Annotated in this window: 20 protein-coding genes and 1 pseudogene; 10 read left to right on the forward strand and 11 right to left on the reverse strand. The window is 61.4% G+C overall.

Annotated features, from left to right (window positions below):
• Together mobA and glp are read right to left on the reverse strand one after the other, a co-directional pair.
• Nucleotides 1–435: molybdenum cofactor guanylyltransferase (gene mobA, locus HKL97_RS11105; protein ID WP_291425296.1), on the reverse strand; the 435-nt coding region annotated here is incomplete at its 3' end.
• The gene (glp, locus tag HKL97_RS11110) at nucleotides 432–1,700 is read right to left on the reverse strand and encodes a gephyrin-like molybdotransferase Glp (RefSeq protein WP_291425297.1); all 1,269 of its coding nucleotides are present in this window, start codon (nucleotides 1,698–1,700) and stop codon (nucleotides 432–434) included. The genes glp and mobA, both read right to left, overlap by 4 nt.
• Before the next feature lie 67 nt (nucleotides 1,701–1,767).
• Here glp and HKL97_RS11115 point away from each other — a divergent pair, with 67 nt between their 5' ends.
• The 6 genes from HKL97_RS11115 to HKL97_RS11140 all read left to right on the forward strand — a co-directional run bounded on the left by HKL97_RS11115 (nucleotide 1,768) and on the right by HKL97_RS11140 (nucleotide 8,652).
• Nucleotides 1,768–2,640: a LysR family transcriptional regulator gene (locus HKL97_RS11115; RefSeq protein ID WP_408821056.1), complete on the forward strand. Its 873-nt coding sequence runs from the start codon at nucleotides 1,768–1,770 to the stop codon at nucleotides 2,638–2,640.
• A 99-nt stretch (nucleotides 2,641–2,739) separates the two neighbouring features.
• Nucleotides 2,740–3,204: a formate dehydrogenase subunit gamma gene (locus tag HKL97_RS11120; protein ID WP_291425298.1), complete on the forward strand. Its 465-nt coding sequence runs from the start codon at nucleotides 2,740–2,742 to the stop codon at nucleotides 3,202–3,204.
• A complete protein-coding gene (locus HKL97_RS11125) occupies nucleotides 3,204–4,754 on the forward strand; it encodes an NADH-quinone oxidoreductase subunit NuoF (RefSeq protein WP_291425300.1) in 1,551 nt (516 codons plus the stop codon). The genes HKL97_RS11120 and HKL97_RS11125 overlap by 1 nt, the downstream gene beginning before the upstream one ends.
• A gap of 10 nt (nucleotides 4,755–4,764) precedes the next feature.
• A complete protein-coding gene (gene fdhF, locus HKL97_RS11130) occupies nucleotides 4,765–7,608 on the forward strand; it encodes a formate dehydrogenase subunit alpha (protein ID WP_291425302.1) in 2,844 nt (947 codons plus the stop codon).
• Between the two features lie 65 nt (nucleotides 7,609–7,673).
• Nucleotides 7,674–8,432, forward strand: a complete 759-nt coding sequence (gene fdhD / locus HKL97_RS11135; protein WP_291425304.1) for a formate dehydrogenase accessory sulfurtransferase FdhD — start codon at nucleotides 7,674–7,676, stop codon at nucleotides 8,430–8,432.
• Nucleotides 8,422–8,652, forward strand: coding sequence for a formate dehydrogenase subunit delta (locus HKL97_RS11140; protein WP_291425307.1), 231 nt, complete (start codon nucleotides 8,422–8,424; stop codon nucleotides 8,650–8,652). Before fdhD ends, HKL97_RS11140 begins: the two co-directional genes overlap by 11 nt.
• A 41-nt stretch (nucleotides 8,653–8,693) precedes the next feature.
• Here the strand turns inward: HKL97_RS11140 and HKL97_RS11145 are convergent, their stop codons facing one another.
• The 5 genes from HKL97_RS11145 to hutI are packed head-to-tail and all read right to left on the reverse strand — an operon-like array spanning nucleotide 8,694 to nucleotide 14,434.
• Nucleotides 8,694–9,272: a HutD family protein gene (locus HKL97_RS11145; RefSeq protein ID WP_291425309.1), complete on the reverse strand. Its 579-nt coding sequence runs from the start codon at nucleotides 9,270–9,272 to the stop codon at nucleotides 8,694–8,696.
• Between the two features lie 8 nt (nucleotides 9,273–9,280).
• Nucleotides 9,281–10,948 (reverse strand): urocanate hydratase, encoded by a 1,668-nt coding sequence (hutU, locus tag HKL97_RS11150; RefSeq protein ID WP_291425311.1) that lies wholly within the window; start codon nucleotides 10,946–10,948, stop codon nucleotides 9,281–9,283.
• Nucleotides 10,945–11,739, reverse strand: coding sequence for an N-formylglutamate deformylase (gene hutG, locus HKL97_RS11155; RefSeq protein ID WP_291425313.1), 795 nt, complete (start codon nucleotides 11,737–11,739; stop codon nucleotides 10,945–10,947). The genes hutU and hutG overlap by 4 nt, the downstream gene beginning before the upstream one ends.
• Entirely contained in the window at nucleotides 11,736–13,244 is a 1,509-nt protein-coding gene (gene hutH, locus HKL97_RS11160) for a histidine ammonia-lyase (protein ID WP_291425315.1), read from the reverse strand. Before hutH ends, hutG begins: the two co-directional genes overlap by 4 nt.
• On the reverse strand, nucleotides 13,241–14,434 hold the full coding sequence (gene hutI, locus HKL97_RS11165; RefSeq protein WP_291425317.1) for an imidazolonepropionase: 1,194 nt from the start codon (nucleotides 14,432–14,434) through the stop codon (nucleotides 13,241–13,243). The genes hutH and hutI overlap by 4 nt, the downstream gene beginning before the upstream one ends.
• A gap of 65 nt (nucleotides 14,435–14,499) precedes the next feature.
• Here hutI and HKL97_RS11170 point away from each other — a divergent pair, with 65 nt between their 5' ends.
• On the forward strand, nucleotides 14,500–15,804 hold the full coding sequence (locus HKL97_RS11170) for a formimidoylglutamate deiminase (protein ID WP_291425319.1): 1,305 nt from the start codon (nucleotides 14,500–14,502) through the stop codon (nucleotides 15,802–15,804).
• Entirely contained in the window at nucleotides 15,801–16,550 is a 750-nt protein-coding gene (gene hutC, locus HKL97_RS11175) for a histidine utilization repressor (protein ID WP_291425321.1), read from the forward strand. The genes HKL97_RS11170 and hutC overlap by 4 nt, the downstream gene beginning before the upstream one ends.
• 6 nt (nucleotides 16,551–16,556) lie before the next feature.
• Here the strand turns inward: hutC and ctlX are convergent, their stop codons facing one another.
• The 4 genes and pseudogenes from ctlX to HKL97_RS13690 form a co-directional block, all read right to left on the reverse strand.
• A complete protein-coding gene (ctlX, locus tag HKL97_RS11180) occupies nucleotides 16,557–17,486 on the reverse strand; it encodes a citrulline utilization hydrolase CtlX (protein WP_291425323.1) in 930 nt (309 codons plus the stop codon).
• A gap of 23 nt (nucleotides 17,487–17,509) precedes the next feature.
• The gene (gene putA, locus HKL97_RS11185; protein ID WP_291425325.1) at nucleotides 17,510–21,352 is read right to left on the reverse strand and encodes a trifunctional transcriptional regulator/proline dehydrogenase/L-glutamate gamma-semialdehyde dehydrogenase; all 3,843 of its coding nucleotides are present in this window, start codon (nucleotides 21,350–21,352) and stop codon (nucleotides 17,510–17,512) included.
• Between the two features lie 104 nt (nucleotides 21,353–21,456).
• Nucleotides 21,457–21,759, reverse strand: coding sequence for an Lrp/AsnC family transcriptional regulator (locus HKL97_RS11190; RefSeq protein ID WP_363238790.1), 303 nt, complete (start codon nucleotides 21,757–21,759; stop codon nucleotides 21,457–21,459).
• A gap of 6 nt (nucleotides 21,760–21,765) precedes the next feature.
• Nucleotides 21,766–21,894, reverse strand: a pseudogene (locus HKL97_RS13690) (AsnC family transcriptional regulator); the annotation flags it as partial.
• Between the two features lie 138 nt (nucleotides 21,895–22,032).
• Here HKL97_RS13690 and rocF point away from each other — a divergent pair.
• Together rocF and HKL97_RS11200 are read left to right on the forward strand one after the other, a co-directional pair.
• Nucleotides 22,033–22,962: an arginase gene (gene rocF, locus HKL97_RS11195; protein WP_291425329.1), complete on the forward strand. Its 930-nt coding sequence runs from the start codon at nucleotides 22,033–22,035 to the stop codon at nucleotides 22,960–22,962.
• Nucleotides 22,962–24,005, forward strand: a complete 1,044-nt coding sequence (locus HKL97_RS11200; protein ID WP_291425331.1) for an ornithine cyclodeaminase — start codon at nucleotides 22,962–22,964, stop codon at nucleotides 24,003–24,005. Before rocF ends, HKL97_RS11200 begins: the two co-directional genes overlap by 1 nt.
• Nucleotides 24,006–24,255: the final 250 nt, after the last annotated feature.

Consider the following 24,255-nt stretch of genomic DNA (forward strand, 5'->3'; position numbering starts at 1 on the left):
CCATAGCCCCGCCACCGGGTGACGCCGCCCGCCCGATGCCGCCACAGCGGCCAATTGCCCGCCGCACACCCCGTGGCCCAGGCGGATCAACAGGTCAGGCGGCAAAAAAGGTGTGTCGGTGGGGGCGCTGAGCAGCCAGGGCAGGCCGAGGCCGTGCGCCCAGTCCAGCCCTGCCAGCAACCCGGCCAGGGGGCCGGCGTCCTCCAGCCCGTCGGGCAGCACGGGCAGAGCGAGATCGGCAAAGCGCGCCGGGTCGCCATTGGCGTTGAGCGCCAGGGCGCTAACCTGCGGGCGCAGCACCGCGGCCAGCCGGGTCAACATATCCTGCCCGCCGAGGCTCTGGCGCCCCTTGTCGCCGCCGCCCATGCGCAGCGCGCGCCCGCCTGCGAGAATCACGCCCCCGGCGGCGGGTGGCGAGGTAAGGAACGGGTTCATGCGAAAAATGACGAAAACGGGTCCGCCGGGTAGAAATCCACCAGCTCACCGGCTTGCAGGCTGCCAACCGTCTCGTCGCGCACGACCCAGCCGTTGATGTGCAGCATGGGCTGAACTCGAAACGATTCCTGTCCTGCCAGAATGGTGGCGGCGGCCGCGCCATCGGCCCCGATCGACAAATGCGCCTTCAGGAAGATACGCAACCCCGGCCTGGCCTGGTGGGTTGCAGCCAGGCGCACCCGCAGCGGCGGCTCGGGCGGCAGGCCCCACGCGGCGCGTAACAGCGGGGTGATGAAAAAACGGAAGCCCACGGCGGCGGAGGCAGGGTTGCCCGGCAGGCCGAAGAAGGGAATCTGGTTCGCCAGCATCGCGAACAGCACGGGCTTGCCCGGCCTGATGGCGACGCGGTGGAACAGGATCTCGGCGTTCAGTGCCGCCAGCGCGGCTGGCACAAAGTCAAACTCACCCTTCGAGACCGCCCCGGTGGAGACGATGATCTGCCCCGGCCGCGCCTGCGCGATGATACCCTCCAGCGCCGTGGTGAAGGCCGCCTGCGTATCGGGGATGATGCCGCCGTATTCCACCCGCGCCCCGGCCTCGCGCAGCGCGGCAACCAGATAGGGCGAGTTGGAATTATAGATCACCGCCTCGCCCGGCGTGGTGTTGGCCTGCCCGGCGGGGGCGTCGCGGATTTCATTGCCGGTCGCCAGTACGCTCACATACGGGCGCTGGCGTACCGGCACCGAGCCCACCCCCAGCGCCGCCAGCGCCATCAGGTGGCGCGAGGTCAGGCGGGTGGCGTCTCCGGTTAATGTATCCCTTGGCAGAAAATCCTCGCCCTTGCCGCGGATATTGGCGCCCGGCGCGGGGGCGCTGGTGAGTGTGATGGCGGTGACCGCGCCATCGGCATTGCGGGCCACCGCCACGTCCTCGATGGGATACACCGCCTCGGCCTCCGCCGGGAGCATGGCGCCGGTCATGATCTGTACCGCATGGCCGGCGGCCAGCAGGCTCAGTTGATCGCCCGCCGCCGTTACCTCGGCAACCGGGAGAACCACCGGCGCCTCCGGCGATGCGCGTTGGCAATCCGCCAGGCGCACGGCAAAACCGTCCATGGCTGAATTGTCGAACGAGGGCACCGCGAACTCCGCGCGGATTTCGCCCGCAGTGGTTCGCCCGAGGGCCTCGGCCAGCGGGGCTGTCTCGGCCGGGAGGCGTGGCGCCCGGCTGTGGAGCAGAGCGAGGGCCTGGGCGTAGGAGATCATGTTTGTTTCCGTTGATGGATGGCGTTAGGAAAGATTTGGCACGGGAGGACAGGCGATACTAGACAAGCTGGAATACCTGATTGCTTTGGCCCGTGAGCAGAATTTCGGCCGTGCGGCGGAGGCATGCTGCGTCACGCAGCCAAGCTTCTCCGCCGCCATCCGGGCGCTTGAGGAAAAAATGGGCGTGCCGCTGGTTATCCGCCGCTCGCGCTTCCAGGGATTCACCCCGGAGGGGGAGCGGGTGCTGGAATGGGCACGGCGGATCACCGGCGATGTTCACGCCATGCGCGACGATGTGAACAGCCTGAAGCGCGGGCTGAACGGGCTGCTGCGCATTGCTGCCATTCCCACGGCGCTTGCCACCATCGCGGAGCTCACCACGCCGTATCGCGCGCGCCACCCGCTGGTGCGCTTCTCGGTTCTCTCCTGCACCTCATCGGAGGTTTTGCAGCGCCTGCACAACCAGGAGATCGAGGCGGGGATCACCTATCTAGACAATGAGCCGGTCGGCAAGGCCCGCAGTGTTCCGCTTTATGAGGAGCGCTACATGCTGCTCACCTCAGCCCAGGCCCCGCTGGGCGAGCGCGCGCGCGTCACCTGGGCGGAGATCGGAAAAATCCCGCTGTGCCTGCTTACGCCGGACATGCAAAACCGCCGCATCATCAACCGCCTGCTCAACAATGCCGGGCAGATTGTGGAGCCGACCCTGGAGTCCAACTCCATCGTCGTGCTGGTCTCGCATGTGCAGACCGGACGCTGGGCCTGCGTGATGCCGGAAAAACTCGCGGAGGTTTTTGGGCTGACCGCGAAGCTGCGGGCCATCCCGATCGTGGAGCCAGAGGAGGTGCGCAAAGTGGGGCTGGTGGTGCTCGACCGCGACCCACTCTCGCCGCTGACCGCCGCCTTGATCGCCGAAGCCAGCCGGTTGCGCCGGGTATGATAGGTTTATCCTATCGCGTAACGGAAATTCGATATTGTTTTCTGGGGCAAACGGCACCAGACATAGCATAGGAAACGCCGAAGAAGGATCAGGTTTCATATGCCGCATCTCTGGGATTCGCTTGCCGCTGCAGACATCATAACCGCGCACGAGGCCCTTGAAGGTCCTATGCTGCCTATTTTGCACGCCATGCAGGAATATTTCGGCTGCATCCCGGAAGAAGCCATCCGCCTGATCGCCGCGCGCCTAAATCTCACCCGCGCCGAGGTTCATGGCGTCGTTTCGTTCTATCACGATTTTCGCCGTGCGCCCGCCGGGCGCCATGTGCTGAAGCTCTGCCGGGCGGAGGCCTGCCAGTCCATGGGCAGCGAGGCCAACGCCGCCCACCTGCTGCACCGCCTGGGCCTGGGCTGGGGCGAGACCACGCCGGACGGCCGGCTGACGGTGGAGGCGGTGTATTGCCTGGGCCTTTGCGCCTGCGCGCCGAATGCGATGCTCGACGGTGAGGTGCATGGCCGCTTGGATGCCGGGGCGTTGGAATCTCTCGCGATGGAGGTGCTGTGATGCGCGTATTCATTCCCCGTGACGCCGCGGCGCTCGCGGTGGGGGCTGACCGTGTGGCGGCGGCCATTCTCTCGGAAGCACAGGCGCGCGGGGTCGCGCTGGAGATTATCCGCACCGGCTCGCGCGGCATGTTCTGGTTGGAGCCGCTGGTGGAGGTGGAAACACCCGCGGGCCGCATGGGCTACGGGGCGGTTGGCGTGCGCGATGTGCCGGGGCTGTTCGACGCGGATTTTCCGAACGGCGGGTGGCATGAAAAATCGACAGGCCTGGTCGAGAAAATTCCGTTTTTCGCGAAACAGGACCGGCTCACCTTCGCCCGCTGCGGGGTGATCGATCCGCTGGACCTGGACGCATACCGCGCCCTTGGCGGCTATGATGGTTTGGCACGCGCGCTGCAACTGGGGGCGGCGCAAACGGTCGCGGAGGTGAAAGCCTCCGGCCTGCGCGGGCGCGGCGGCGCGGGTTTTCCCACGGGGATAAAATGGGAGACCGTGCGCACCGCCGTGGCGGCGCAAAAATATGTCGTCTGCAACGCCGATGAAGGCGATTCCGGCACGTTTGCCGACCGGATGCTGATGGAGGGCGATCCGTTCACGCTCATCGAGGGGATGACAATCGCCGCCATCGCCGTGGGGGCGGCGCGGGGTTATATTTATGTCCGCTCCGAATATCCGCACGCCATCCGCACCATGAACGGCGCCATCGCCATCGCGCGCCGGGCGGGGCTTCTGGGCCGCGCGGTGATGGGCTCGGCGCATGATTTCGAGCTGGAAGTCCGCACGGGGGCGGGGGCTTATGTGTGCGGCGAGGAGACGGCGCTGCTGGAAAGCCTGGAGGGCAAGCGCGGGCAGGTGCGCGCCAAGCCGCCGATTCCGGCACTGGTGGGCTTGTTCGGCAAGCCGACGGTGGTGAATAATCTCGTCTCCTTCGCCACCATTCCCTTTATTCTGGAAAAAGGCGCTGCCGCCTACGCTGATTACGGCATGGGCCGCTCGCGCGGTACGATGCCGGTGCAGATCGCCGGGAATGTGAAACATGGCGGGCTGTTCGAGGTTGCGTTTGGCATCACGCTTGGCGAGCTGGTCAACGAGATCGGCGGCGGCAGCGCCACCGGACGGCCGGTGCGCGCGGTGCAGGCGGGTGGGCCTTTGGGCGCCTATTTCCCGCCGGCGCTGTTTGACACACCCTATGACTACGAAGCCTTCGCCGCGCGCGACGGGCTGATTGGCCATGGCGGGCTGGTGGTGTTCGACGACCATGTGGACATGGCGAAAATGGCCCGCTTCGCAATGGCATTCTGCGCGCATGAATCCTGCGGCAAATGCACGCCCTGCCGCGTCGGCTCAACGCGCGGCGTGGAGGTGCTCGACAAGATCGTGGCGGGTGACGATGCCGAGGAAAACATCGCCTTGGTCAAAGACCTTTGCGAGACCATGAAGTTCGGCTCGCTCTGCGCTCTGGGCGGGTTCACCCCCTATCCGGTATTGAGCGCGCTGCACCATTTCCCTGAAGATTTTGCGCCCGCGGCCATTCCCGCCGCCGCGCAATAGGAGCTGATCAATGGGCCTGATTCACGAAATAGACTACGGCACAAAACCCGGCACGGCGACACGGCTGGTGCATGTCAACATCGATGGCCAGAGCATCGCGGTGCCGGAAGGCACATCGGTGATGCGCGCGGCGATGGAGCTGGGCACGCAGATACCCAAGCTTTGCGCCACCGACATGCTGGACAGTTTCGGCTCCTGCCGCCTGTGCCTTGTAGAAATTGAAGGCCGCGCGGGCACGCCCGCCTCCTGCACGACGCCGGTGGCCGAGGGCATGGTGGTGCATACGCAAAACGCCAAACTGGCCAAGCTGCGCCGCGGCGTGATGGAACTCTACATCTCCGATCATCCGCTCGATTGCCTGACCTGTTCGGCCAATGGTGATTGCGAATTGCAGGACATGGCCGGGGCGGTGGGCCTGCGCGAGGTGCGCTACGGCTATGATGGTGAAAACCATCTCGATTCCGTCAAAGACGTTTCAAACCCGTATTTCCAGTTCGACCCCGCCAAATGCATCGTCTGTTCGCGCTGCGTGCGGGCCTGCGAGGAGGTGCAGGGAACCTTCGCCCTGACCATCGAAGGCTCCGGCTTCAGCTCCAAGGTTTCGCCCGGCATCGGGGAGAGCTTCTTTGATTCCGAATGTGTTTCCTGTGGCGCCTGCGTGCAGGCCTGCCCGACCGCGACGCTGATGGAAAAATCAGTCATCGAAATTGGTCAGCCGGAACATTCGCAAGTTACCACCTGCGCCTATTGCGGTGTCGGCTGCACCTTCAAGGCCGAGATGCGCGGCGAGGAGGTGGTGCGCATGGTGCCCTACAAGGACGGCAAGGCCAACCACGGTCATTCCTGCGTGAAGGGCCGCTTCGCCTGGGGCTACGCCACCCATAAGGACCGCATCACCAAGCCGATGATCCGCGCCAGAATCACCGATCCCTGGCGCGAAGTTAGCTGGGATGAGGCGATCGCGCACACGGCGGCTGAATTCAAACGCATCCAGGCTAAATATGGCAGGGATTCGATCGGCGGCATCACCTCCTCGCGCTGCACGAACGAGGAGACCTTCCTGGTGCAGAAACTTGTCCGCGCCGGATTTGGCAACAACAATGTGGACACCTGCGCGCGCGTCTGCCATTCACCCACCGGCTATGGGCTGAAAAGCACATTTGGCACTTCCGCCGGCACGCAGGATTTTGACAGCGTGGATCAGGCGGATGTGATTCTGGTGATCGGCGCCAACCCGACTGATGGGCATCCGGTCTTTGCGTCGCGCATGAAAAAGCGCCTGCGCGAAGGTGCGAAGTTGATCGTGGTGGACCCGCGCCGGATTGATCTGGTGCGTACGCCGCATGTAAAGGCTGATTATCATCTGCCGCTGCGCCCGGGCACCAATGTCGCGGTGATCAACGCGCTGGCGCATGTGATTGTCACCGAGGGGCTGGTGGATGAAGCCTTTGTGCGCGAGCGTTGCGACATAGCTGATTTCGCAGAATGGGCGGCGTTTATCGCTGAGGAACAAAACAGCCCCGAGGCGGTTTCCGCGCTCTCCGGCGTGCCCGCGGATTTGATCCGCAAGGCGGCGCGGCTGTATGCGGCCGGCGGCAACGGCGCGATTTACTACGGCCTGGGCGTGACCGAGCACAGCCAGGGCTCGACCACCGTAATCGCCATCGCCAACCTTGCCATGGCCACCGGCAATATCGGCCGGCCGGGCGTGGGGGTTAATCCGCTACGAGGCCAGAACAATGTGCAGGGCAGTTGCGATATGGGAAGCTTCCCGCACGAATTTTCCGGCTACCGTCATGTATCGGACGATGCAACGCGCCAGATGTTCGAGGCTGTCTGGAACGTGCCGCTGAGCGGCGAGCCGGGCCTGCGGATTCCCAATATGCTGGATGCCGCTGTGTCAGGCACGTTCATGGGGCTCTATATTCAGGGCGAGGACATTGTACAGTCCGACCCGGACACAAAACACATCACCGCCGGGCTCGCCGCGATGGAGTGCGTGGTGGTGCAGGATTTGTTCCTGAATGAGACTGCGAATTTTGCGCATGTGTTCCTCCCCGGTTCCACATTTTTGGAAAAAGATGGCACCTTCACCAACGCCGAGCGCCGCATCCAGCGGGTGCGTAAGGTCATGGCGCCAAAAAATGGTTATGGAGACTGGGAGGTGACGCAGCTTCTGGCCAATGCGCTGGGGATGCAGATGAACTACACGCATCCATCTGAGATCATGGATGAGATCGCGCGGCTGACGCCGACGTTTTCTGGCGTGTCCTACGCGGCGCTGGACCGGATGGGTTCCATTCAATGGCCATGCAATGAGCAGATGCCTGAGGGAACGCCGACTATGCATGTCGGGCATTTTGTGATCGGTAAGGGCAAGTTCATTATCACCGATTATGTTGCGACCGATGAGCGCACCGGGCCGCGCTTCCCGCTGCTGCTCACCACGGGGCGGATTCTCTCGCAATATAACGTCGGCGCCCAGACCCGGCGGACGGAAAACAAGCTGTGGCATGAAGAGGATCTCCTCGAAATTCATCCCCATGATGCGGAGAATCGCGGCATTAAGGATGGCGATTGGGTGAAGCTCGCAAGCCGTGCGGGTGAGACGGCGTTGCGCGCGAAGATCACTGACCGCATGGCGCTGGGTGTGGTGTATACCACTTTTCACCATCCGGAGACGCAAGCCAATGTTATCACCACGGATTTTTCTGACTGGGCAACGAACTGTCCGGAATATAAGGTGACGGCGGTGCAGATATCCCCCTCGAACGGCCCGACGGATTGGCAGACGAAATATCAGCATTTGAGCGATCAGGCGCGGCGCATCGCCGTGGCGGGGGCGGCTGAATGATTCCAGTGCCGCCGCCCGTTGTGCGCGTGGGGGCGGCCGCGTGGCGCGGGGGCCAACACAAAAACATGTCGCGGGCATTGCCGGAGGAGGTGGCCGTCGCAATCACCTATGATCGTTCGACGTTCGCGGTGATGATGGCGAGTCCGGTTGATTTGGAAGATTTTTCGATAGGGTTTTCATTGTCAGAGGGTATAATCAGTGATGTTAATGATATAACTGAATTTGAAACGGTTGTGGTGGAGGACGGCATCGAGTGCCGGATGACACTGGCGCCCGTGATGCGCGAGGCGCTGGGTGCGCGGCGCAGGCATATTGCCGGGCCGTTAGGTTGCGGCCTGTGCGGGCTGGACAGCTTGGCAGAAGCCGCGCGTGCTTCACCAAAAGTACAGGCTGGCGCTATAATGCAAGCGGCTGCTCTTGCCGATGCGGTGGCCCGTATGGCGCGCCTGCAGGTATTGAACAACGAAACGCGCGCCGTGCATGCCGCGGCTTTTTTCAACCCGGCGCGCAATGACTTGCTGCTGCGCGAGGACGTCGGGCGCCACAATGCATTGGATAAACTCATTGGCGCGGTAGCGCGGCGTGGCGACCAACCCGGCGTGGGCGCGGTTGTGCTCACCAGCCGGGTATCCCTCGACCTCATCCAGAAAACAGCAGCATTTGGTGCTGGAATACTGGTGGCTATTTCCGTGCCGACGGCCCGCGCGGTTCGCGCGGCGGCGGAAGCCGGGATAACACTTGCCGCCGTGGCGCGCGATGATGGGTTTGAGGTATTTACTCATCCGGGCCGGATCATTTTTGGAGCACAAAGCGATGTCGCCTGAGAAACTCGTATATATGGCCAATCAGATTGCAAAATTCTTTGTTCATAAGAACGATGATGAGGCCATTGCCGGCATTGCCGAGCATATTAAAAGTTTTTGGGAAAAACGGATGTTGACGGAGATTTATGCCTATCTCGATGCAGATGGCACGGGGCTTGATGACCGCGCCAAGAAGGCGTTGCAACGGTTGAGAGATGCTTCGCCTTTATCTGTCACCTGATTTTAAGACATCTAATTTCTGATGTCTCAGAAACATTGATCTCAGATGCGGCTCAGCTCGATGAAGTAGATTGTTGCCCGGTTTTCTGGGATTACGATGAGCGGGTTGCCCTGATTTTGAAAAAAAGCCGAATCATTGGCGTGCAGCCTTGCTGAGTGGGCGCCATCGTCAATGTGAAGCGCACTGGTGCAGGACAATACTACGGTCACTTCAGCTTGCAGTTGCCACTTTATGGGTGCGTCTGCTTCCAGTCTTATCACCTGGTGTGTAAACCGGTTCCGCCTTGTCATGACATTCAGGTCGATGATGGGGCCTTCGAACAATTTTGCAAAGACCGGGATATCCGCCGCAAATCTACAGGGAGCGGATGCTGGTAGAATTCTGACCGGAGGCGCCGCGGCGATTGAAAGATCTAAGCCGTTTCCTACAAGAACGGCGAGAGTGCGATCAATCCCAGGAAACTCTGAAAACCAGCCATCTGAGCCGACCTGCGCCATACTGATCCGCCAGTCAAAATCATCCGTCGTAGCGCCAGATGGCGAGACCGCGATCTCGGTTGTGGTGCCGGCCCCGTTTTTCCAGGGCATTTGGCGGTAGCCGGCACTTTCGATAATCAACATTCAGAGGATCAGCCTAAAATTCCGGGTAGGTCGAGGCTGAACTGCCGCGCACAATCCTTCGCGATTTCGTAACCCGCGTCAGCATGGCGCATCACACCCGTTGCTGGATCGTTCCACAGAACGTTGCTAATACGTTTCGCGGCTTCCGGCGTACCGTCGGCGCAGATGACCATGCCGGAATGTTGCGAAAAGCCCATGCCAACGCCGCCGCCATGATGTAATGAAACCCAGGTTGCGCCGGAGGCGCAGTTAAGCAGTGCGTTCAATAAAGGCCAGTCTGAAACTGCATCTGATCCATCCATCATTGCCTCTGTCTCCCGGTTTGGCGAGGCGACGGAGCCGGAGTCCAGATGGTCGCGGCCGATAACGACGGGTGCCGAGAGCTCGCCTCTGGCGACCATCTCGTTGAAGGCCAGGCCAAGACGGTGCCGGTCACCCAGGCCAACCCAGCAGATACGCGCCGGCAACCCTTGGAAGGCTATGCGCTCGCGCGCCATGTCAAGCCAGTTGTGAAGATGTTTGTCGTGCGGCAGAAGTTCTTTTACTTTCGCATCGGTCTTGTGGATGTCCTCAGGATTCCCCGACAACGCCGCCCAGCGGAACGGGCCGATGCCGCGGCAGAATAGCGGGCGGATGTAGGCTGGCACGAAGCCTGGGAAATCGAAGGCATTTTCAACACCCTCCTCTTTAGCCACCTGCCGGATGTTGTTGCCGTAATCGAAGGTAGGAACACCCATTTTTGAAAATGTGAGCATGTCGCGTACATGCCCGGCCATGGAGGCGCGAGCCGCTGCCTCTACGGCCTTTGGGTTGGTTTCGCGGCGCTCGGCCCATTCAGCGACGGTCCAGCCCTTGGGTAGATAACCGTTGATGGGATCATGCGCGGAAGTCTGGTCGGTGAGGGCGTCCGGGCGGATGCCACGGCGCAGCAATTCCGGCAGAACTTCGGCAATGTTGCCAAGCAGCCCGACGGAAATCGGTTTCTTCTCCCCAACGGAACGATTGATGATTTCCAGAGCCTCGTCCAGCGTGTCGGCGCGGACATCGACATAACGGGTCTTCAGACGCATTTCGATGCGGCTTGCCTGACATTCCACGGCCAGGCAGCTTGCCCCGGCCATGGTGGCGGCCAGCGGTTGCGCGCCGCCCATTCCGCCGAGCCCCGCGGTAAGAATCCATTTTCCAGCGAGATCGCCGTTGTAATGCTGACGTCCCATTTCAACGAAGGTCTCGTAGGTGCCTTGCACAATCCCTTGCGTGCCGATGTAGATCCAGGAGCCCGCGGTCATCTGACCGTACATCATTAGCCCCTTGCGGTCGAGCTCATGGAAATACTTCCACGTCGCCCAATGCGGAACCAGATTTGAATTTGCAAGCAAAACACGCGGTGCATTCTCATGTGTGCGAAACACGCCAACCGGCTTGCCGGATTGGATAAGAAGTGTCTGGTCTCCTTCCAGCCGCCGCAATGTCTCGACGATTTTATCGTACGAATTCCAGTCGCGCGCGGCGCGGCCGATACCGCCGTAGACAACCAGCTCTTCCGGGCGCTCGGCGACCATGGGATCAAGATTGTTCATAAGCATGCGCAAGGGGGCTTCAGTCTGCCATGATTTTGCCGAAAGCTTATTGCCGTGAGGGGCATGGATGATACGAGCATTGTCCAGACGGTTCATGGGATAAAACTCTCCAGAATGGTTTTTAAAATTTGCAGGATAGGGGCGTTTGGATTGAAAGAGGACGGCCAGTTTTCCGGTGCTGGCGAACCTGGTTCTTCCATATAGCCGCGGCAGGCGAGCTCCATTTGCAGGGCGTTGACACCCTCCTCCGGGTCGCCGTAATGGCGTGTGATATAGCCGCCCTTGAAGCGGCCGTTCACCACATGGCTGAAACGCGGATCAGCACCGCAGATGGCGGCAACGCGGTCGGTGATTGCTGCGTCACAGGACTTGTCATCATTGGTTCCGATGTTAAAATTTGGCAGAACACCTTGGAAAAGCCTCTGGATTTCACTGCGAATTGAATGGCAATCATACAACACGATGGCATGATGCAGGCGGCGAAGCCGGGCGATTTCCGCGGCAACAGTTTCGTGATACGGGTCAAAATACTTAACCCGGCGCAGTAAAATTTCCGCCTCGGCGGGCGCCATCTCGGGAAGATACAAAGGCTCGCCATCAAAAGTTTCAGTGGGGCACAGCGCCGTTGTTGCCTGCCCGGGGTAGAGCGATGCCCCTGACGGATCACGGTTCACATCGATGACCGTGCGTGAAATGCGGGTACGGATCACCGTTGCATCCAACGATTCAGCAAACGCATAAAGCTCGGGTAGCCACCAGTCAGCATCCTTGCGTGCCAGCCAGGGAGAAACCAGGGAAGGTAGCATCGATTCCGGAATTTCCGTGCCCGCGTGCGGAATGCTGAGAATCAGCGGCGCTGATCCCTGCCGGATGCTGACAATGCTCATGCGACACCTGGCAGGTTTTGCACCGGCAGCGCAGCATTTTTCAGTAGGGTGACGGCGGCTTCTATGTCCGGTGCGAAATAACGATCGTCATCCAAAGTGGGTACTTTTTCTCGTAGCACGGCACGGGCAGACTCCAGAATGTTGCTCGATGACATCGGATGAAAATCGCAGCCCTGAACGGATGCCAGAAGTTCGATGGCGATGATGCCGCGCAGATTGTCCGTCATAGCCATCAACCGGCGCGCGCCGTGTGCGGCCATGGAGACGTGATCTTCCTGGTTGGCCGAAGTCGGGATGCTGTCAACCGAGGCGGGGAAGGCCCGGCTCTTGTTCTCGGAAACTAAAGCTGCTGCTGTCACCTGCGGGATCATGAAGCCTGAATTCAGGCCGGGCTTTGGCGCCAGAAACGCGGGCAGGCCGGAGAGGGCAGGGTCCACCAGCATTGCCAACCGGCGCTCGGCGAGTGAGCCGATTTCGCAGACCGCCATCGCGATCATATCCGCTGCGAAGGCGACCGGTTCGGCGTGGAAATTACCACCTGAGAGCGCCTCGGCAGGCTCGGTGAAGATCAACGGATTGTCGGTGACACCATTGGCCTCTGTTTCCAGGGTCGCGGCAGTCTGTCGCAAAATATCAAGCACAGCGCCCATGACTTGCGGTTGGCAACGCAGGCAATATGGATCCTGCACGCGGGCATCGCCGATGACGTGTGAAGCGCGGATGGCGCTGCCCGCCATCAGGTTGCGCAACGCATCCGCAACCTCAGCCTGACCCTTATGGCGGCGCAGCGCATGAATGCGCGGGTCGAACGGTGCGTCGGAGCCTTTGGCTGCGTCAGTCGAGAGCGCGCCGGTGATGAGTGCTGCGCGGAACAGTGCTTCGGCCTCGAACAATCCGGCCAGAGCGTAGGAGGTGGAGAATTGCGTGCCGTTGAGCAGCGCCAATCCTTCCTTTGGGCCGAGTACAAGCGGCGCCAGCCCGGCGCGCGCCAGACCTTCAGATGCGGAAAAGCGTTCTCCCGACAGGAAAACTTCACCATGGCCGATCATCGCGGCGGTCATATGCGCTAATGGGGCGAGGTCTCCGGATGCGCCGACGGAGCCTTGCGCCGGCACGACCGGTATCAGGTTTTTGGCAAGCATCTGCTCTAGCATCATGACTGTTTGCGGGCGCACACCTGAGGCACCTTGCGAGAGCGATCCCATTTTCAGCGCCATCATCAGACGCACCACGGCAATGGGCATCGGTTCGCCAACGCCGGCCGCATGGGAAAGAACAAGGTTTCGCTGCAATGTTTCAAGATCAGCCGCAGCAATTCGCACGCTGGCGAGTTTTCCAAAGCCGGTGTTGATGCCGTAAACCGGCTCACCGGCAGCGACGATTTGTGCCACGGCGCCGGCGGCGCGCTCAATGGCGGGGAGGGCGGATGGCGCGAGGCTGACAGGCTCGCCGTTATATATGTCTCGCCATTGTGCGAGGCTGACATTGCCGGGAATAAGATTCATGCGTGGCTCCAGATGCGGCGATAAAGGGGGTTGAAACCGATATTGTAGACAAGCTCAGCTGGGTCTTTGATGTCCCAGATGGCGAGATGGCATTTTTTACCGGGCGTGAGGGTGCCGACATCCAGCCGGCCCAGCGCGGTGGCGGCGTTGCGGGTAACCCCGAGCAGGCACTCCTCCACGGTGAGGCGAAACTGAGTTGCAGCCATGTTCATAGCCAGCAACAGCGAGTTTAACGGCGACGTGCCTGGGTTGAGATCCGTGGACACCGCGATTTTTACGCCATGCGTCCGCAGCGCGGCGATGGGCGGCATCATGGTTTCCCGCAAGGAGTAGAAGGCGCCGGGAAGCAGCACGGCAACTGTGCCCGCGGCGGCCATCGCGGCGGCACCGGCATCGTCTGTGTATTCCAGATGGTCTGCGCTAAGGGCGCCAAAACTAGCCGCGAGCGCCGCGCCGTGCAGGTTGGAGAGTTGGTCCGCATGCAGTTTCACCCGCAGCCCATGTGCGGCGGCGGCAGTGAAGACACGGGCGATCTCGCCGGGCGAGAAGGCAATTTCCTCGCAAAATCCATCGACAGCATCAGCTAAATTTTGTTCTGATATTTTCGGGATGAGTGTATTGCAGAGCAGATCGAGATACCCGGCGCGATTATTGGAAAATTCCGGCGGGAGGCTGTGGGCGCCAAGAAAACTAGCCGAAATATCAATGTCCGCGACCTCGCGTAGTGCGGCAATTACGCGCAGAAGCTTTATCTCCGATTCCGCCGACAGCCCATAACCGGATTTGATTTCAACCGTGGTGACACCCTCTGCGATCAACGCGTTTAGCCGCACGAGGCTGGTGGCGCGCAGATCGGCATCGCTCGCCGCGCGTGTTGCCTGCACGGTGGCGGCGATGCCGCCGCCGGCGCGGGAGATATCCTCATAGCTGGCGCCCTTCAGCCGTGCCGCGAATTCTCCAGCGCGGTTGCCGGAAAATACCAGATGCGTGTGGCAATCTATCAGCCCCGGCGTGATCCAGCGCCCGCCGCAATCGGTTGTTTGGGCGGCATCGAAAGCGCGGACCGGGCCGGCATATATAATATGGCCTGCTCGTTCGGCGACCACGCCATCTTCCACACGACCAAGGCCGGGCAGGGCGGGGTCCATGGTGGCGAGGCGGGCGTTGGTGAAAATATGGTCTGCTTGCATGAAATAACCCTTGGCCGGGCTGATTAAGTTGTATATACAATAGGGGCATCTGAGGGAGTTGTCCAGTGGTTCGTGATTTATTTTTCAGGCATGCGTTGTTACCCGGCGGATGGGCGGAAAATGTGCGGCTCGGCATAAGGGCTGGCATCATCTCGGGTGTTGAGAAAGATGCGCCGCCGCATGGTGAAGTCGGGGGCATCGCGCTGCCCGGTATGCCGAATCTACATAGCCATAGTTTTCAGCGCGCATTGGCGGGGCTTACCGAGCATAGAGGCGAAGGCCGGGAGAATTTCTGGACATGGCGCGATCTGATGTATCGCTTCGCGGTGAGGATGGACCCGGAAGACATCGAGGCGGTGGCGGCGCAGGCCTTTGTGGAAATGCTGGAAGGTGGATTTTGCGCTGTCGCGGAATTTCATTATCTGCACCATGCGCCTGATGGAAAGCCTTATGACGATATTGGCGAGACTGCCGCGCGCCTTGGTGCGGCGGCCGCGGCGACGGGGATGGATCTGACACTGCTGCCGGTGTTCTATGCACATGCGGGGTTCGGTGGCACGCCGCCCGCCACGGCGCAGCGCCGGTTCATTAATGATCTCGACTCCTACGCGCGGCTGCATGAACGCTGCCGGCAAATCGCGAATACAGGTGTTGCCCCGCATTCCCTGCGTGCGGTAACGCCGGAGGAATTGCGGGCGCTTATTACGATTGCTGGCGCCGCGCCGCTGCACATCCACATCGCGGAGCAGATGGCCGAGGTGGAGGATTGTGTGGCATGGTCCGGCCAGCGGCCTGTGGACTGGCTGCTGCGCCATTCACCCGTGGCGGCGAATTGGTGCCTGGTCCACGCGACACATGTAACACCTGCTGAATGCGCGGGTATGGCCGCCAGCGGCGCGGTGGTGGGGTTGTGCCCGCTCACGGAGGCGAATCTGGGCGACGGGATTTTCCCGATGCAGGATTTTTCTGGGAAATACGGGATCGGATCGGATTCGAATGTGCTGATCGGGGTGGCCGAGGAGTTGCGGATGCTGGAATATTCGCAGCGGCTTGGCCAACGCCGCCGCAACGTGATGGCAACCGTAGCCGCGCGTTCAACCGCGACAGCGATGTTCCAAGGTGCCGTGGGCGGCGGCGCGCAAGCGCTGGGCGCGATTGGTGGGCTGGTGGCGGGCGCACCGGCAAATATCGTGGCGTTGGCAGGAGATGACCCTGACATCGCGCTCGCGCAATTTGTGTTTGCAACCCGCGCCCCGGCGGTTAAAGACGTATGGGTACGAGGGAGACATTGTGTGCGCGATGGAAGGCATGAACTGGCGGAACGAAGCCGCAAGCGGTTTGATGCCGTGGTGCGGAAGCTGCGGGCATGAGCGATAACGGGGTAGAGAAGCCGCAAAAGCTGTATGAGCAGATCAAGCAATATCTGCTGGACGGCATTGCATCGGGCCAATGGCCGGATGGGAGCCGCATACCCTCTGAACATGAGTTGATGGAGGTGCTGGGCGCGTCGCGGATGACGGTGAATCGCGCGGTACGGGAATTGTCAGCTGATGGATTGTTGAATCGCGTGCAGGGGCTTGGTACTTTTGTGCGGGCGCAGGTGCCGCGCTCGGCTTTGCTGGAAATATATGATATTTCCGAGGATATTCAGCGGCGCGGCAATGTGCATAAATCTCAGGTCCTGCTGCTGGAGGCAATTCGCGCGGACGAGGCCCTGGCGTCTGCGTTCATGCTGCGCCGCGGCGCAAAGCTTTTTCATTCCGAGATCGTGCATTTTGAGAATGATGTGCCGGTGCAATTTGAGGCGCGATTCGTCTCACCACGCTTTGCGCCGGAATATCTGAACCAGGATTTTACTCAGCAGACCAGCAACCGTTATTTGCAGGGCATCGCGCCGCCGAGCGAGGTAGAGCATATCGTGCATGCCGTGAGGCCGGATGAACGCGCGCAGGCGCTCTTGGAAATTGGTCCGCATGAACCCTGTTTGCAGGTTGAACGGCGGACGTGGACCGAGGCGGGACCTGCCACGCGCTCGGTCCTCACGCATCCGGGTAGCCGCTACAGCCTGGGCAGCCGCTACGCGGTGGCGGATTGGAACGCCAAAAAGGGCGGGTAGGGAAGGCTACGCCGGTTTGCGCGGCGAGAGGTGAACGCCCGCGATCATGCAACGCACGGAGCCGCCCGCCAGCTCGATGGTTGGTACTTCCAGTGGCAGCAGCGTCACCGCTTGTTCAAGCTCCTGCCGCTGCGCCGGGGTTAAGGCACGTAATGCCCGCGCGGATATGGCCAGGATTTTCCCCGTGCGTCCTTCAAGTTCTATTGCATTCCCAGCAAACTCCGCGATCTGCGCATGGGTGAGATCAACGATTCGCCGCCCGCCCGCCGCCAGGCGTTCCACGATTTCAGCGCGCCGGGCTTCATCTTTGATGGTTTGCAGGCCAATGAGGCAGATTTCGCTGCCGATGCCCATGAGCACATTTGTATGGTAGATGGGCTGCCCGGCGGCGTCAAAAGCATCGAATACAATCGGCTCGAAGTTAAAATGCGTGCAGAACCGTTCCAGCGCCACGGGGTTGCAGCGGTTGGAGCGCGCGGCATATGCCACGCGTTCCACATGGTCCAACACCATAGCGCCGGTGCCTTCAAGAAACACGTTATCGTATTCCAGGCCGGAGTAATCGATGACATCCTGCACGCGGTAGCGCTGTTTCAACAGCTCTATCACATCGCCCCGGCGCTCCTTCCGGCGGCTCGGCGCGAACATTGGGTAGAGCGCGATGTGCCCGCCGGTATGGGTGGAGAACCAGTTGTTGGGAAATACTGAATCCGGGGAATCCCGTGTCTCATCCTCAAAGAGATGCACCGTCACCCCAGCTGCCTCAAGCTGTTCAACCGTACGTGTCACCTCCGCATAAGCCGCCTGGGCGATTTCCCGGGCGGTACGCGAGGTGTCATTGGCCTGGAAGCTGTTGTCCTGCGCGGTATCCGCATTGGGAGAGAAATGATGCGGGCGGATCATCACGACGCTGCGCGGGGATTGGATGGAGAGCATGGCTTCGTCCCTTTGATAAAAAATCAACCGATGGTCATCAGGCTGGCATTGCCACCCGCGGCGGCGGTATTCACGCTGATGGATTGCTCGGCGAGCAGGAACTCCAGCGGATACTCCCCGGCGCGCGCCCCCTCACGCGGCAGGCTGTAGACAGCGGCAACCGTATGGGTCTGGGTGGCCAATTCCTCCATCAGCGCACGCAGCGCGTTGGCGTCACCATCAAACAGCGCGGCATCGGGCGTCTTGTCCGCAGGCACGATATAATTTGCCAAAGCTGCCGGCAGGTCATGCAACACCTGGTAATCCGCCAGATTTTGCACGAGCGCGATGTTGCCGGTGGCAAGGCATGCGGCAATCTGGCGCAGCAGGCCCTCTTGCGTTGCGGCCTGGCACAACACCTTGCCGCGCGGCAACAGCCGGTATTGGTTGGCTTCTCCCACAGGTCCGGCAAAGGTTATTTCTGCCCGGCTTGGCGCTTGCGCGCCGTAGTGCGAGAATCCGGCAGTCCCGGCCTTGCGTTCCTGCAATGTGGCGAAGAACAGTTGCAATGTCTCGGGCGCGTCACCTATCGGCAGGCCGTGCACAACTGGGCGCTCGGCGAGCAGGCGGCGCAGGTAGAGCGGCCCGCCGGCCTTTGGTCCGGTGCCTGAGAGGCCATGCCCGCCAAACGGTTGCACGCCAACCACCGCACCGATGATGTTTCGATTGACGTAGATATTTCCAGCCTGGATTCGGTTCGTCACCTGAGCGATGCTCTCCTCGATCCGGCTGTGAATGCCAAAGGTGAGCCCGTAGCCAAGCGCATTCACGGCGTTGATGGCGTTGTTCAACTCCGTGCGCTTGTAGCGCAGCACATGCAGCACGGGGCCAAAAACCTCACGCCCCAGCACATCGATTGAGGGAATTTCAATAACCGTTGGCGCCATGAACCAGCCATGGGCGCAGGCTTTGTCCAGCTCCGGGGCAAAAACAGGGTAGCCGCGCGCGCGCATGGTCTCGACATGCTGGACGATCCCCTGGTGGGCCTCGGTGCTGATCACCGGGCCGATATCCGTGGCCAGATGGTCCGGCTTGCCGATGGAGAGTTCCGCCATGGCACCTTGTAACATGGTGAGCAGGCGCGGCGCGATGTCGTCCTGCACCAGCAGAATCCGCAGGGCCGAGCAGCGCTGGCCGGCGGAGTCGAAGGCGGAGGCGATGATATCCGCCACCGCCTGTTCGGGCAGTGCAGAGGAATCCACCACCATGGCATTCTGCCCGCCGGTTTCAGCAATCAGCGGAATGGGCAGGCCGCGCGCGTCCAGCCGGTTTGCCAGCTGCGCCTGGATCATGCGGGCAACCTCGGTCGAGCCGGTGAACAGCACGCCGCGCACCCTTGTATCTGCAATCAGCGCCGCGCCGATCCGTCCGTCACCCGGCAACATTTGCAGCGCGCCAGGGGGAATGCCGGCTTCCAGCAGCAGATGCACGGCGGCGGCGGCGATCAGCGGTGTTTCTTCCGCCGGTTTGGCCAGCACGACATTTCCTGCGGCCAGGGCCGCGGCAATCTGCCCCGTGAAAATTGCCAGCGGAAAATTCCACGGGCTGATCGCCACAACCGGCCCCAGCGGGCGGTGTGTGTCGTTATCAAAACCATTGGTGATCTGGTGGGCGTAATAGCGCAGGAAATCCACCGCTTCGCGGACTTCGCCGATGGCGGCGGGAATGGTTTTCCCGGCCTCGCGCACAATCAGCCCGACAAGCGTGGGCAGGCGCGCTTCCAGCAAATCCGCCGCACGTTGCAGTGTGGCGGCGCGGTCCTGCGGCGGGGTGGATTGCCAGATGGGCGCGGCCTCCTGCGCCAAGGTGAAGGCCGTGCCTACGATTTCCGGCGTTGCTTCGTAAACCAGGCCAACCTTGTCGCGCGTATCGGCCGGGTTGAGCACCGCCCGCGCTTCGCCCGGAACATCCCCGGTGGCGAGGATCGGCCCCGCCTGCCACTGCACCGCCAGCCCGGCCAGAACGGCGGAGGCGAGCGAGCCGAGGCGCTGCTCGTTGGAGAGGTCCAGCCCGGCGGAGTTGGCGCGCTGCGCGCCAAATATCGCGCGCGGCAGGGCAATTTTCTCATGCGCCGCGCCCAGGGGCGCAATTTTTCGCGCCTGGCTCACCGGGTCGGCGGTCAGCTCGTCAACGCTCACCTTGGCATCGGCGATTTTGTTGACAAAGGAGGTGTTGGCGCCGTTTTCCAGCAGGCGGCGCACTAGATAGGCGAGCAGTGTCTCATGCGTGCCGACGGGCGCGTAAATCCGGCAGGGGCGGTTGAGATATTGCGGGCCGACGACATCCTCATACAGCGGCTCGCCCATGCCATGCAGGCATTGGAATTCATATTGCCCGCGGTAGAAATTCTCCCCCGCCATGGTGTGGATGGCCGCCACCGTATGTGCATTATGCGTGGCGAATTGTGGGAAGATCGCATTGGGCGCGGCCAGCAGCTTCTTCGCGCACGCGAGATAAGAGACATCGGTATGCACCTTGCGGGTGAACACCGGAAAGCCTTCCAGGCCATCAAGCTGCGCGCGTTTGATCTCTGAGTCCCAGTAGGCGCCCTTCACCAGCCGTACCATCAGGCGGTGCTTGCTGCGGTGGGCGAGGTCTATGAGATAATCCAGCACGAAGGGCGCGCGCTTCTGATACGCCTGCACCACAAAGCCGATGCCGTTCCAGCCTTCCAGCGCGGGGTCGAAGCACAGGCTCTCCAGCAGGTCCAATGAGAGTTCCAGCCGGTCGGCTTCCTCGGCGTCGATGTTCAGCCCGATGTCATACGAGCGGGCGAGTTTGGCGAGATCGGTGAGGCGCGGCAGCAGTTCACTCATCACACGTTCGCGCTGGCTCCGCGCATAACGCGGGTGCAGGGCGGAGAGCTTGATGGAAATGCCAGGGCCTTCATAAATTCCCTGGCGCCGCGCGGCCTTGCCGATGGCGTGGATCGCCTGCTCGTAATCACGCAGATAGCGCGCGGCATCCGCGGCGGTCAGCGCCGCTTCGCCCAGCATGTCGTAGGAATAACGGAAGCCCTTGGCCTCCCATTTGCGGCTGTTGGCGAGCGCCTCCGCAATGCTCTGCCCGACGACGAACTGTTCGCCCATGAGGCGCATGGCGATATGCACACCCCCGCGCACCACAGGCTCCCCGCTGCGCGCCACCAGCTTGGTGAGGGCGGAGGAGAGGCTGGCCTCGCTATTGGTGGCGGCGAGTTTGCCGGTGAGCAGCAACCCCCAGGTGGCGGCGTTCACGAATAATGACTGGCTGCCCCCCAGATGGCTCTGCCAGTTGCCGGCGCCGATCTTGTCGCGGATCAGCGCGTCGCGGGTCGCGCTGTCGGGTATGCGCAGAAGCGCCTCGGCCAGGCACATCAGGGCCACGCCCTCCTGGCTGGAGAGCGCGTATTCCTGCAACAACGTCTCTACAATGCCGCGCGTGCGCTTGGCGCGCAGCTTCACCACCAGGTTTTTCGCCGTCTCGCGCGCCGCCGCCGCCTGTTTTTCGGGCAGGGCGGCATGGGCGATGAGGGCAGGCACGCAATCCTCCTCCGGCCGGCGGTAAGCGGCGGTGATCGCGGCACGCAGCACGGTCTGGGGTTGCACGTCCTGCGCGAAATCCAGAAACGGCATGAACGCGGCGGCATCATCGTCAGGCGCCGCGGACTCGGCTTCGGTGTCCCCCGAAGCGGCGTGCAGGCTCTCGCCACGCTCAAGCCGCTCCAGCCCGGTCAGGATCATTTGTTTGACGACCCAATGCGGGGTGCGCGCCTGCGCTTCCGCCACAGCCTTCAGCCGCAGGCGGATATGCTCGTCCAGTTTCACGCCGATCGTGGTGGCAGCCATGGGGCTCTCCAAAGGTTGTTGTGATTTTCCGGGAGAGTTATACCGGATAAAAAAATGGTGCAACCTTTATTTTGTGTAGGTTGTACCTTTTTCTGCGTGTGGTGCTATAGCCGCGCCTTGGTGGACCGTGGAGTCGCCAGCAGCAGGTTGGTCTCGCTGTTGATGACTCCCTGAATAAGCCGGATTCGGCGCAACACGGCATCGAAATCGGAGAGCGTTCCGGTGCCCAGCTCCACCACCAGATCCCACCGGCCGTTGGTTGTGTGGATCGAGGAAATCTCCGGAAACCCTGAAAGGCTGCGGACCACGCGGTCAGTCGCGAAGCCTTCGATCTCAATCATCATGATGCCGCGGACGGGAAGCTCGGTCGCGTCGGATTTAAGGATGACGGTATAACCCAGGATCACCCCAGAGTTCTCCAGGCGCTCCATTCGGGCGCGAACGGTTGCACGTGATACCCCAAGCTGGGTTGCTAGATCGGAGATGCTCTGTCGCCCATTATGGCGCAGCTGGGTCGTGAGTTTTGTGTCGAGTGCGTCCATGATTGACCAATATGAATAAAGTTTGTGCCAATTTGATAAATGAAAACGCGAAATATGCCAATTATGTTTGTTCACTTTGCCGGTAAAACCCGATTATTCTGGGAAATCGGGCGGCAATAAGCCCAAACTGGAGACGGTATGACTGTTAAACATTGCAAATTGATCGGGGTGCCCGTTCAGGAAGGCGCCGGGCGGCTGGGTTGCGAAATGGGCCCCAGCTCGCTGCGGACCGCCGGGTTGGCGGCAGCCATCACCGGGCTTGGGCACCGGTTGTCCGACCTGGGCAACCTGAGCGCGCCGCCTGCCAGTCAGGTGCATCACCCCAATCCGGCGCTAAAAAACCTGCCGGAAATCTCCGCCTGGGTATCGCTGTTGAGCCAGGCGGCCTACGATGCCAGCGCCGAGGGCATGCCGATATTCATGGGCGGGGACCACAGCATCGCGGCCGGCACCGTGGCGGGAATCGCCAGGCGGGCTGCGGAGGCTGGCCGGCCTTTGTTCATGCTCTGGCTCGACGCGCACCCGGATTTTCATAGTCTTGAATCAACGGTCAGCGGCAATATCCACGGCACCCCGGTGGCGTACCTCACCGGGCAGGCAGGGTTTGGCGGCGGGCTGCCGCCGTTGCAGGCAACGGTGGACCCCAAACGGGTCGCCATGCTGGGCATCCGCAGTGTTGACCCCGCAGAGCGGCTGGCGCTGGCGCATTGCGGCGTCTCGGTGTTCGATATGCGTGCGATCGACGAGCATGGCATCGCCCCGCTGCTTTCGCGGTTTCTGGACCGTGTGGCGGCTGAAGGTGGCCTGCTGCATGTGAGCCTGGATGTCGATTTTCTTGATCCCAGCATCGCCCCCGCCGTGGGCACCACGGTTCAGGGCGGCGCCACTTTCCGGGAGGCGCATCTGGTGATGGAAATGCTGCACGACAGCGCTCTCGTCTCCAGCCTGGATATTGTCGAACTCAACCCCTTCCTTGACGAACGCGGACGCACCGCAACCCTTCTGGTCGGCCTTGTGGCAAGCCTGCTGGGCCGCCGTGTGATGGACCGCCCAACCTGGAGCTTCTGATGACGCCTATTCCCAATCTTAACATCGTTCCCTTTGTCAGTGTCGACAACATGATGAAACTGATCCTGAAAATCGGGATCGAAACATTCCTGACTGACCTTGCCGCCTATGTCGAGGATGATTTTCTGCGCTGGGAGAGTTTCGACAAGACCGCGCGGGTTGCCGCGCATTCGATTGACGGCGTGATCGAGTTGATGCCGGCCAGCGATCATTCCCTTTATGCTTTCAAATATGTCAACGGTCATCCGAAGAACACGCGCGAGGGCCGCCAAACCGTCACCGCCTTCGGCCTGTTGGCCGATGTCAGCAACGGCTACCCGACGCTGCTTTCGGAAATGACCATCCTGACCGCCCTGCGTACCGCGGCAACCTCAGCCGTGGCGGCCAAATATCTGGCGCCGAAAAATGCCCATACAATGGCGATCATCGGTAATGGCGCGCAGTCGGAATTCCAGGCCATGGCGTTCAAGGCCCTGTTGGGGGTCAAGACCCTCAGGTTGTATGACATCGACCCAGCCGCAACGAAAAAATGCATGGCCAACCTGCAGAAATACGGCTTTGACATTACGCCTTGCGGTTCGGTGGAGGAGGCGATGCACGGGGTGCAAATTGTCACCACCGCCACGGCCGACAAGCAATGCGCCACGATTCTCAGCGATAATCTAGTCGGCGCGGGGCTGCACATCAACGCCATCGGCGGGGATTGCCCCGGAAAGACGGAGTTGCACCGCGATATTCTGCTGCGCTCGGATATTTTTGTTGAGTATCCGCCGCAAACCAGAATTGAGGGCGAGATTCAGCAGTTACCCCAGGACCATGCGGTTCAGGAGTTGTGGCAGGTGATCGCGGGGCAGGCCCAGGGCCGCAAATCCGCCGGGCAGATCACCTTGTTCGATTCAGTGGGATTCGCGATCGAGGATTTCTCCGCGCTACGTTATGTGCGTGACCAGGTGCGCCACACCCCGTTCTTCGAGGAGTTGGACATGCTGGCCGACCCGGACGACCCGCGCGACCTGTTTGGGATGATTTTGCGCGCCGCCTGAGGCCACGGGGGCGTTGATTGTACCACCCGGCCTGAGAAGGCCGGGGGTGAGAAATAGGCTTCCAGGGAGGAAGCAGGCTGGAAAAATCAAAATCCCTCTATACAAGGGGTATTTTCCTGGTTATTGTATATACAACTAAATCCCGTCGTCCAAGGGTTGTTATATGTGTGCCGGCCTTTTTTTGCTGTCCCCCGCCAGGCTTGCTTGCGCCGCACCGTCTGGGCGGTTTGATGATTAATGGTATTCTCGT

Source organism: Acidocella sp. (assembly GCF_013044125.1).
GTDB lineage: Bacteria > Pseudomonadota > Alphaproteobacteria > Acetobacterales > Acetobacteraceae > Acidocella.

What these genes read in the sequence shown, in the direction of transcription:
- glp (WP_291425297.1), bottom strand. Translation starts at nt 1,700, where the DNA reads ATGATCTCCTACGCCCAGGCCCTCGCTCTGCTCCACAGCCGGGCGCCA.
- HKL97_RS11120 (WP_291425298.1), top strand. Translation starts at nt 2,740, where the DNA reads ATGCCGCATCTCTGGGATTCGCTTGCCGCTGCAGACATCATAACCGCG.
- HKL97_RS11125 (WP_291425300.1), top strand. Translation starts at nt 3,204, where the DNA reads ATGCGCGTATTCATTCCCCGTGACGCCGCGGCGCTCGCGGTGGGGGCT.
- fdhF (WP_291425302.1), top strand. Translation starts at nt 4,765, where the DNA reads ATGGGCCTGATTCACGAAATAGACTACGGCACAAAACCCGGCACGGCG.
- fdhD (WP_291425304.1), top strand. Translation starts at nt 7,674, where the DNA reads ATGTCGCGGGCATTGCCGGAGGAGGTGGCCGTCGCAATCACCTATGAT.
- HKL97_RS11140 (WP_291425307.1), top strand. Translation starts at nt 8,422, where the DNA reads ATGTCGCCTGAGAAACTCGTATATATGGCCAATCAGATTGCAAAATTC.
- HKL97_RS11145 (WP_291425309.1), bottom strand. Translation starts at nt 9,272, where the DNA reads ATGTTGATTATCGAAAGTGCCGGCTACCGCCAAATGCCCTGGAAAAAC.
- hutU (WP_291425311.1), bottom strand. Translation starts at nt 10,948, where the DNA reads ATGAACCGTCTGGACAATGCTCGTATCATCCATGCCCCTCACGGCAAT.
- hutG (WP_291425313.1), bottom strand. Translation starts at nt 11,739, where the DNA reads ATGAGCATTGTCAGCATCCGGCAGGGATCAGCGCCGCTGATTCTCAGC.
- hutH (WP_291425315.1), bottom strand. Translation starts at nt 13,244, where the DNA reads ATGAATCTTATTCCCGGCAATGTCAGCCTCGCACAATGGCGAGACATA.
- hutI (WP_291425317.1), bottom strand. Translation starts at nt 14,434, where the DNA reads ATGCAAGCAGACCATATTTTCACCAACGCCCGCCTCGCCACCATGGAC.
- hutC (WP_291425321.1), top strand. Translation starts at nt 15,801, where the DNA reads ATGAGCGATAACGGGGTAGAGAAGCCGCAAAAGCTGTATGAGCAGATC.
- ctlX (WP_291425323.1), bottom strand. Translation starts at nt 17,486, where the DNA reads ATGCTCTCCATCCAATCCCCGCGCAGCGTCGTGATGATCCGCCCGCAT.
- putA (WP_291425325.1), bottom strand. Translation starts at nt 21,352, where the DNA reads ATGGCTGCCACCACGATCGGCGTGAAACTGGACGAGCATATCCGCCTG.
- rocF (WP_291425329.1), top strand. Translation starts at nt 22,033, where the DNA reads ATGACTGTTAAACATTGCAAATTGATCGGGGTGCCCGTTCAGGAAGGC.
- HKL97_RS11200 (WP_291425331.1), top strand. Translation starts at nt 22,962, where the DNA reads ATGACGCCTATTCCCAATCTTAACATCGTTCCCTTTGTCAGTGTCGAC.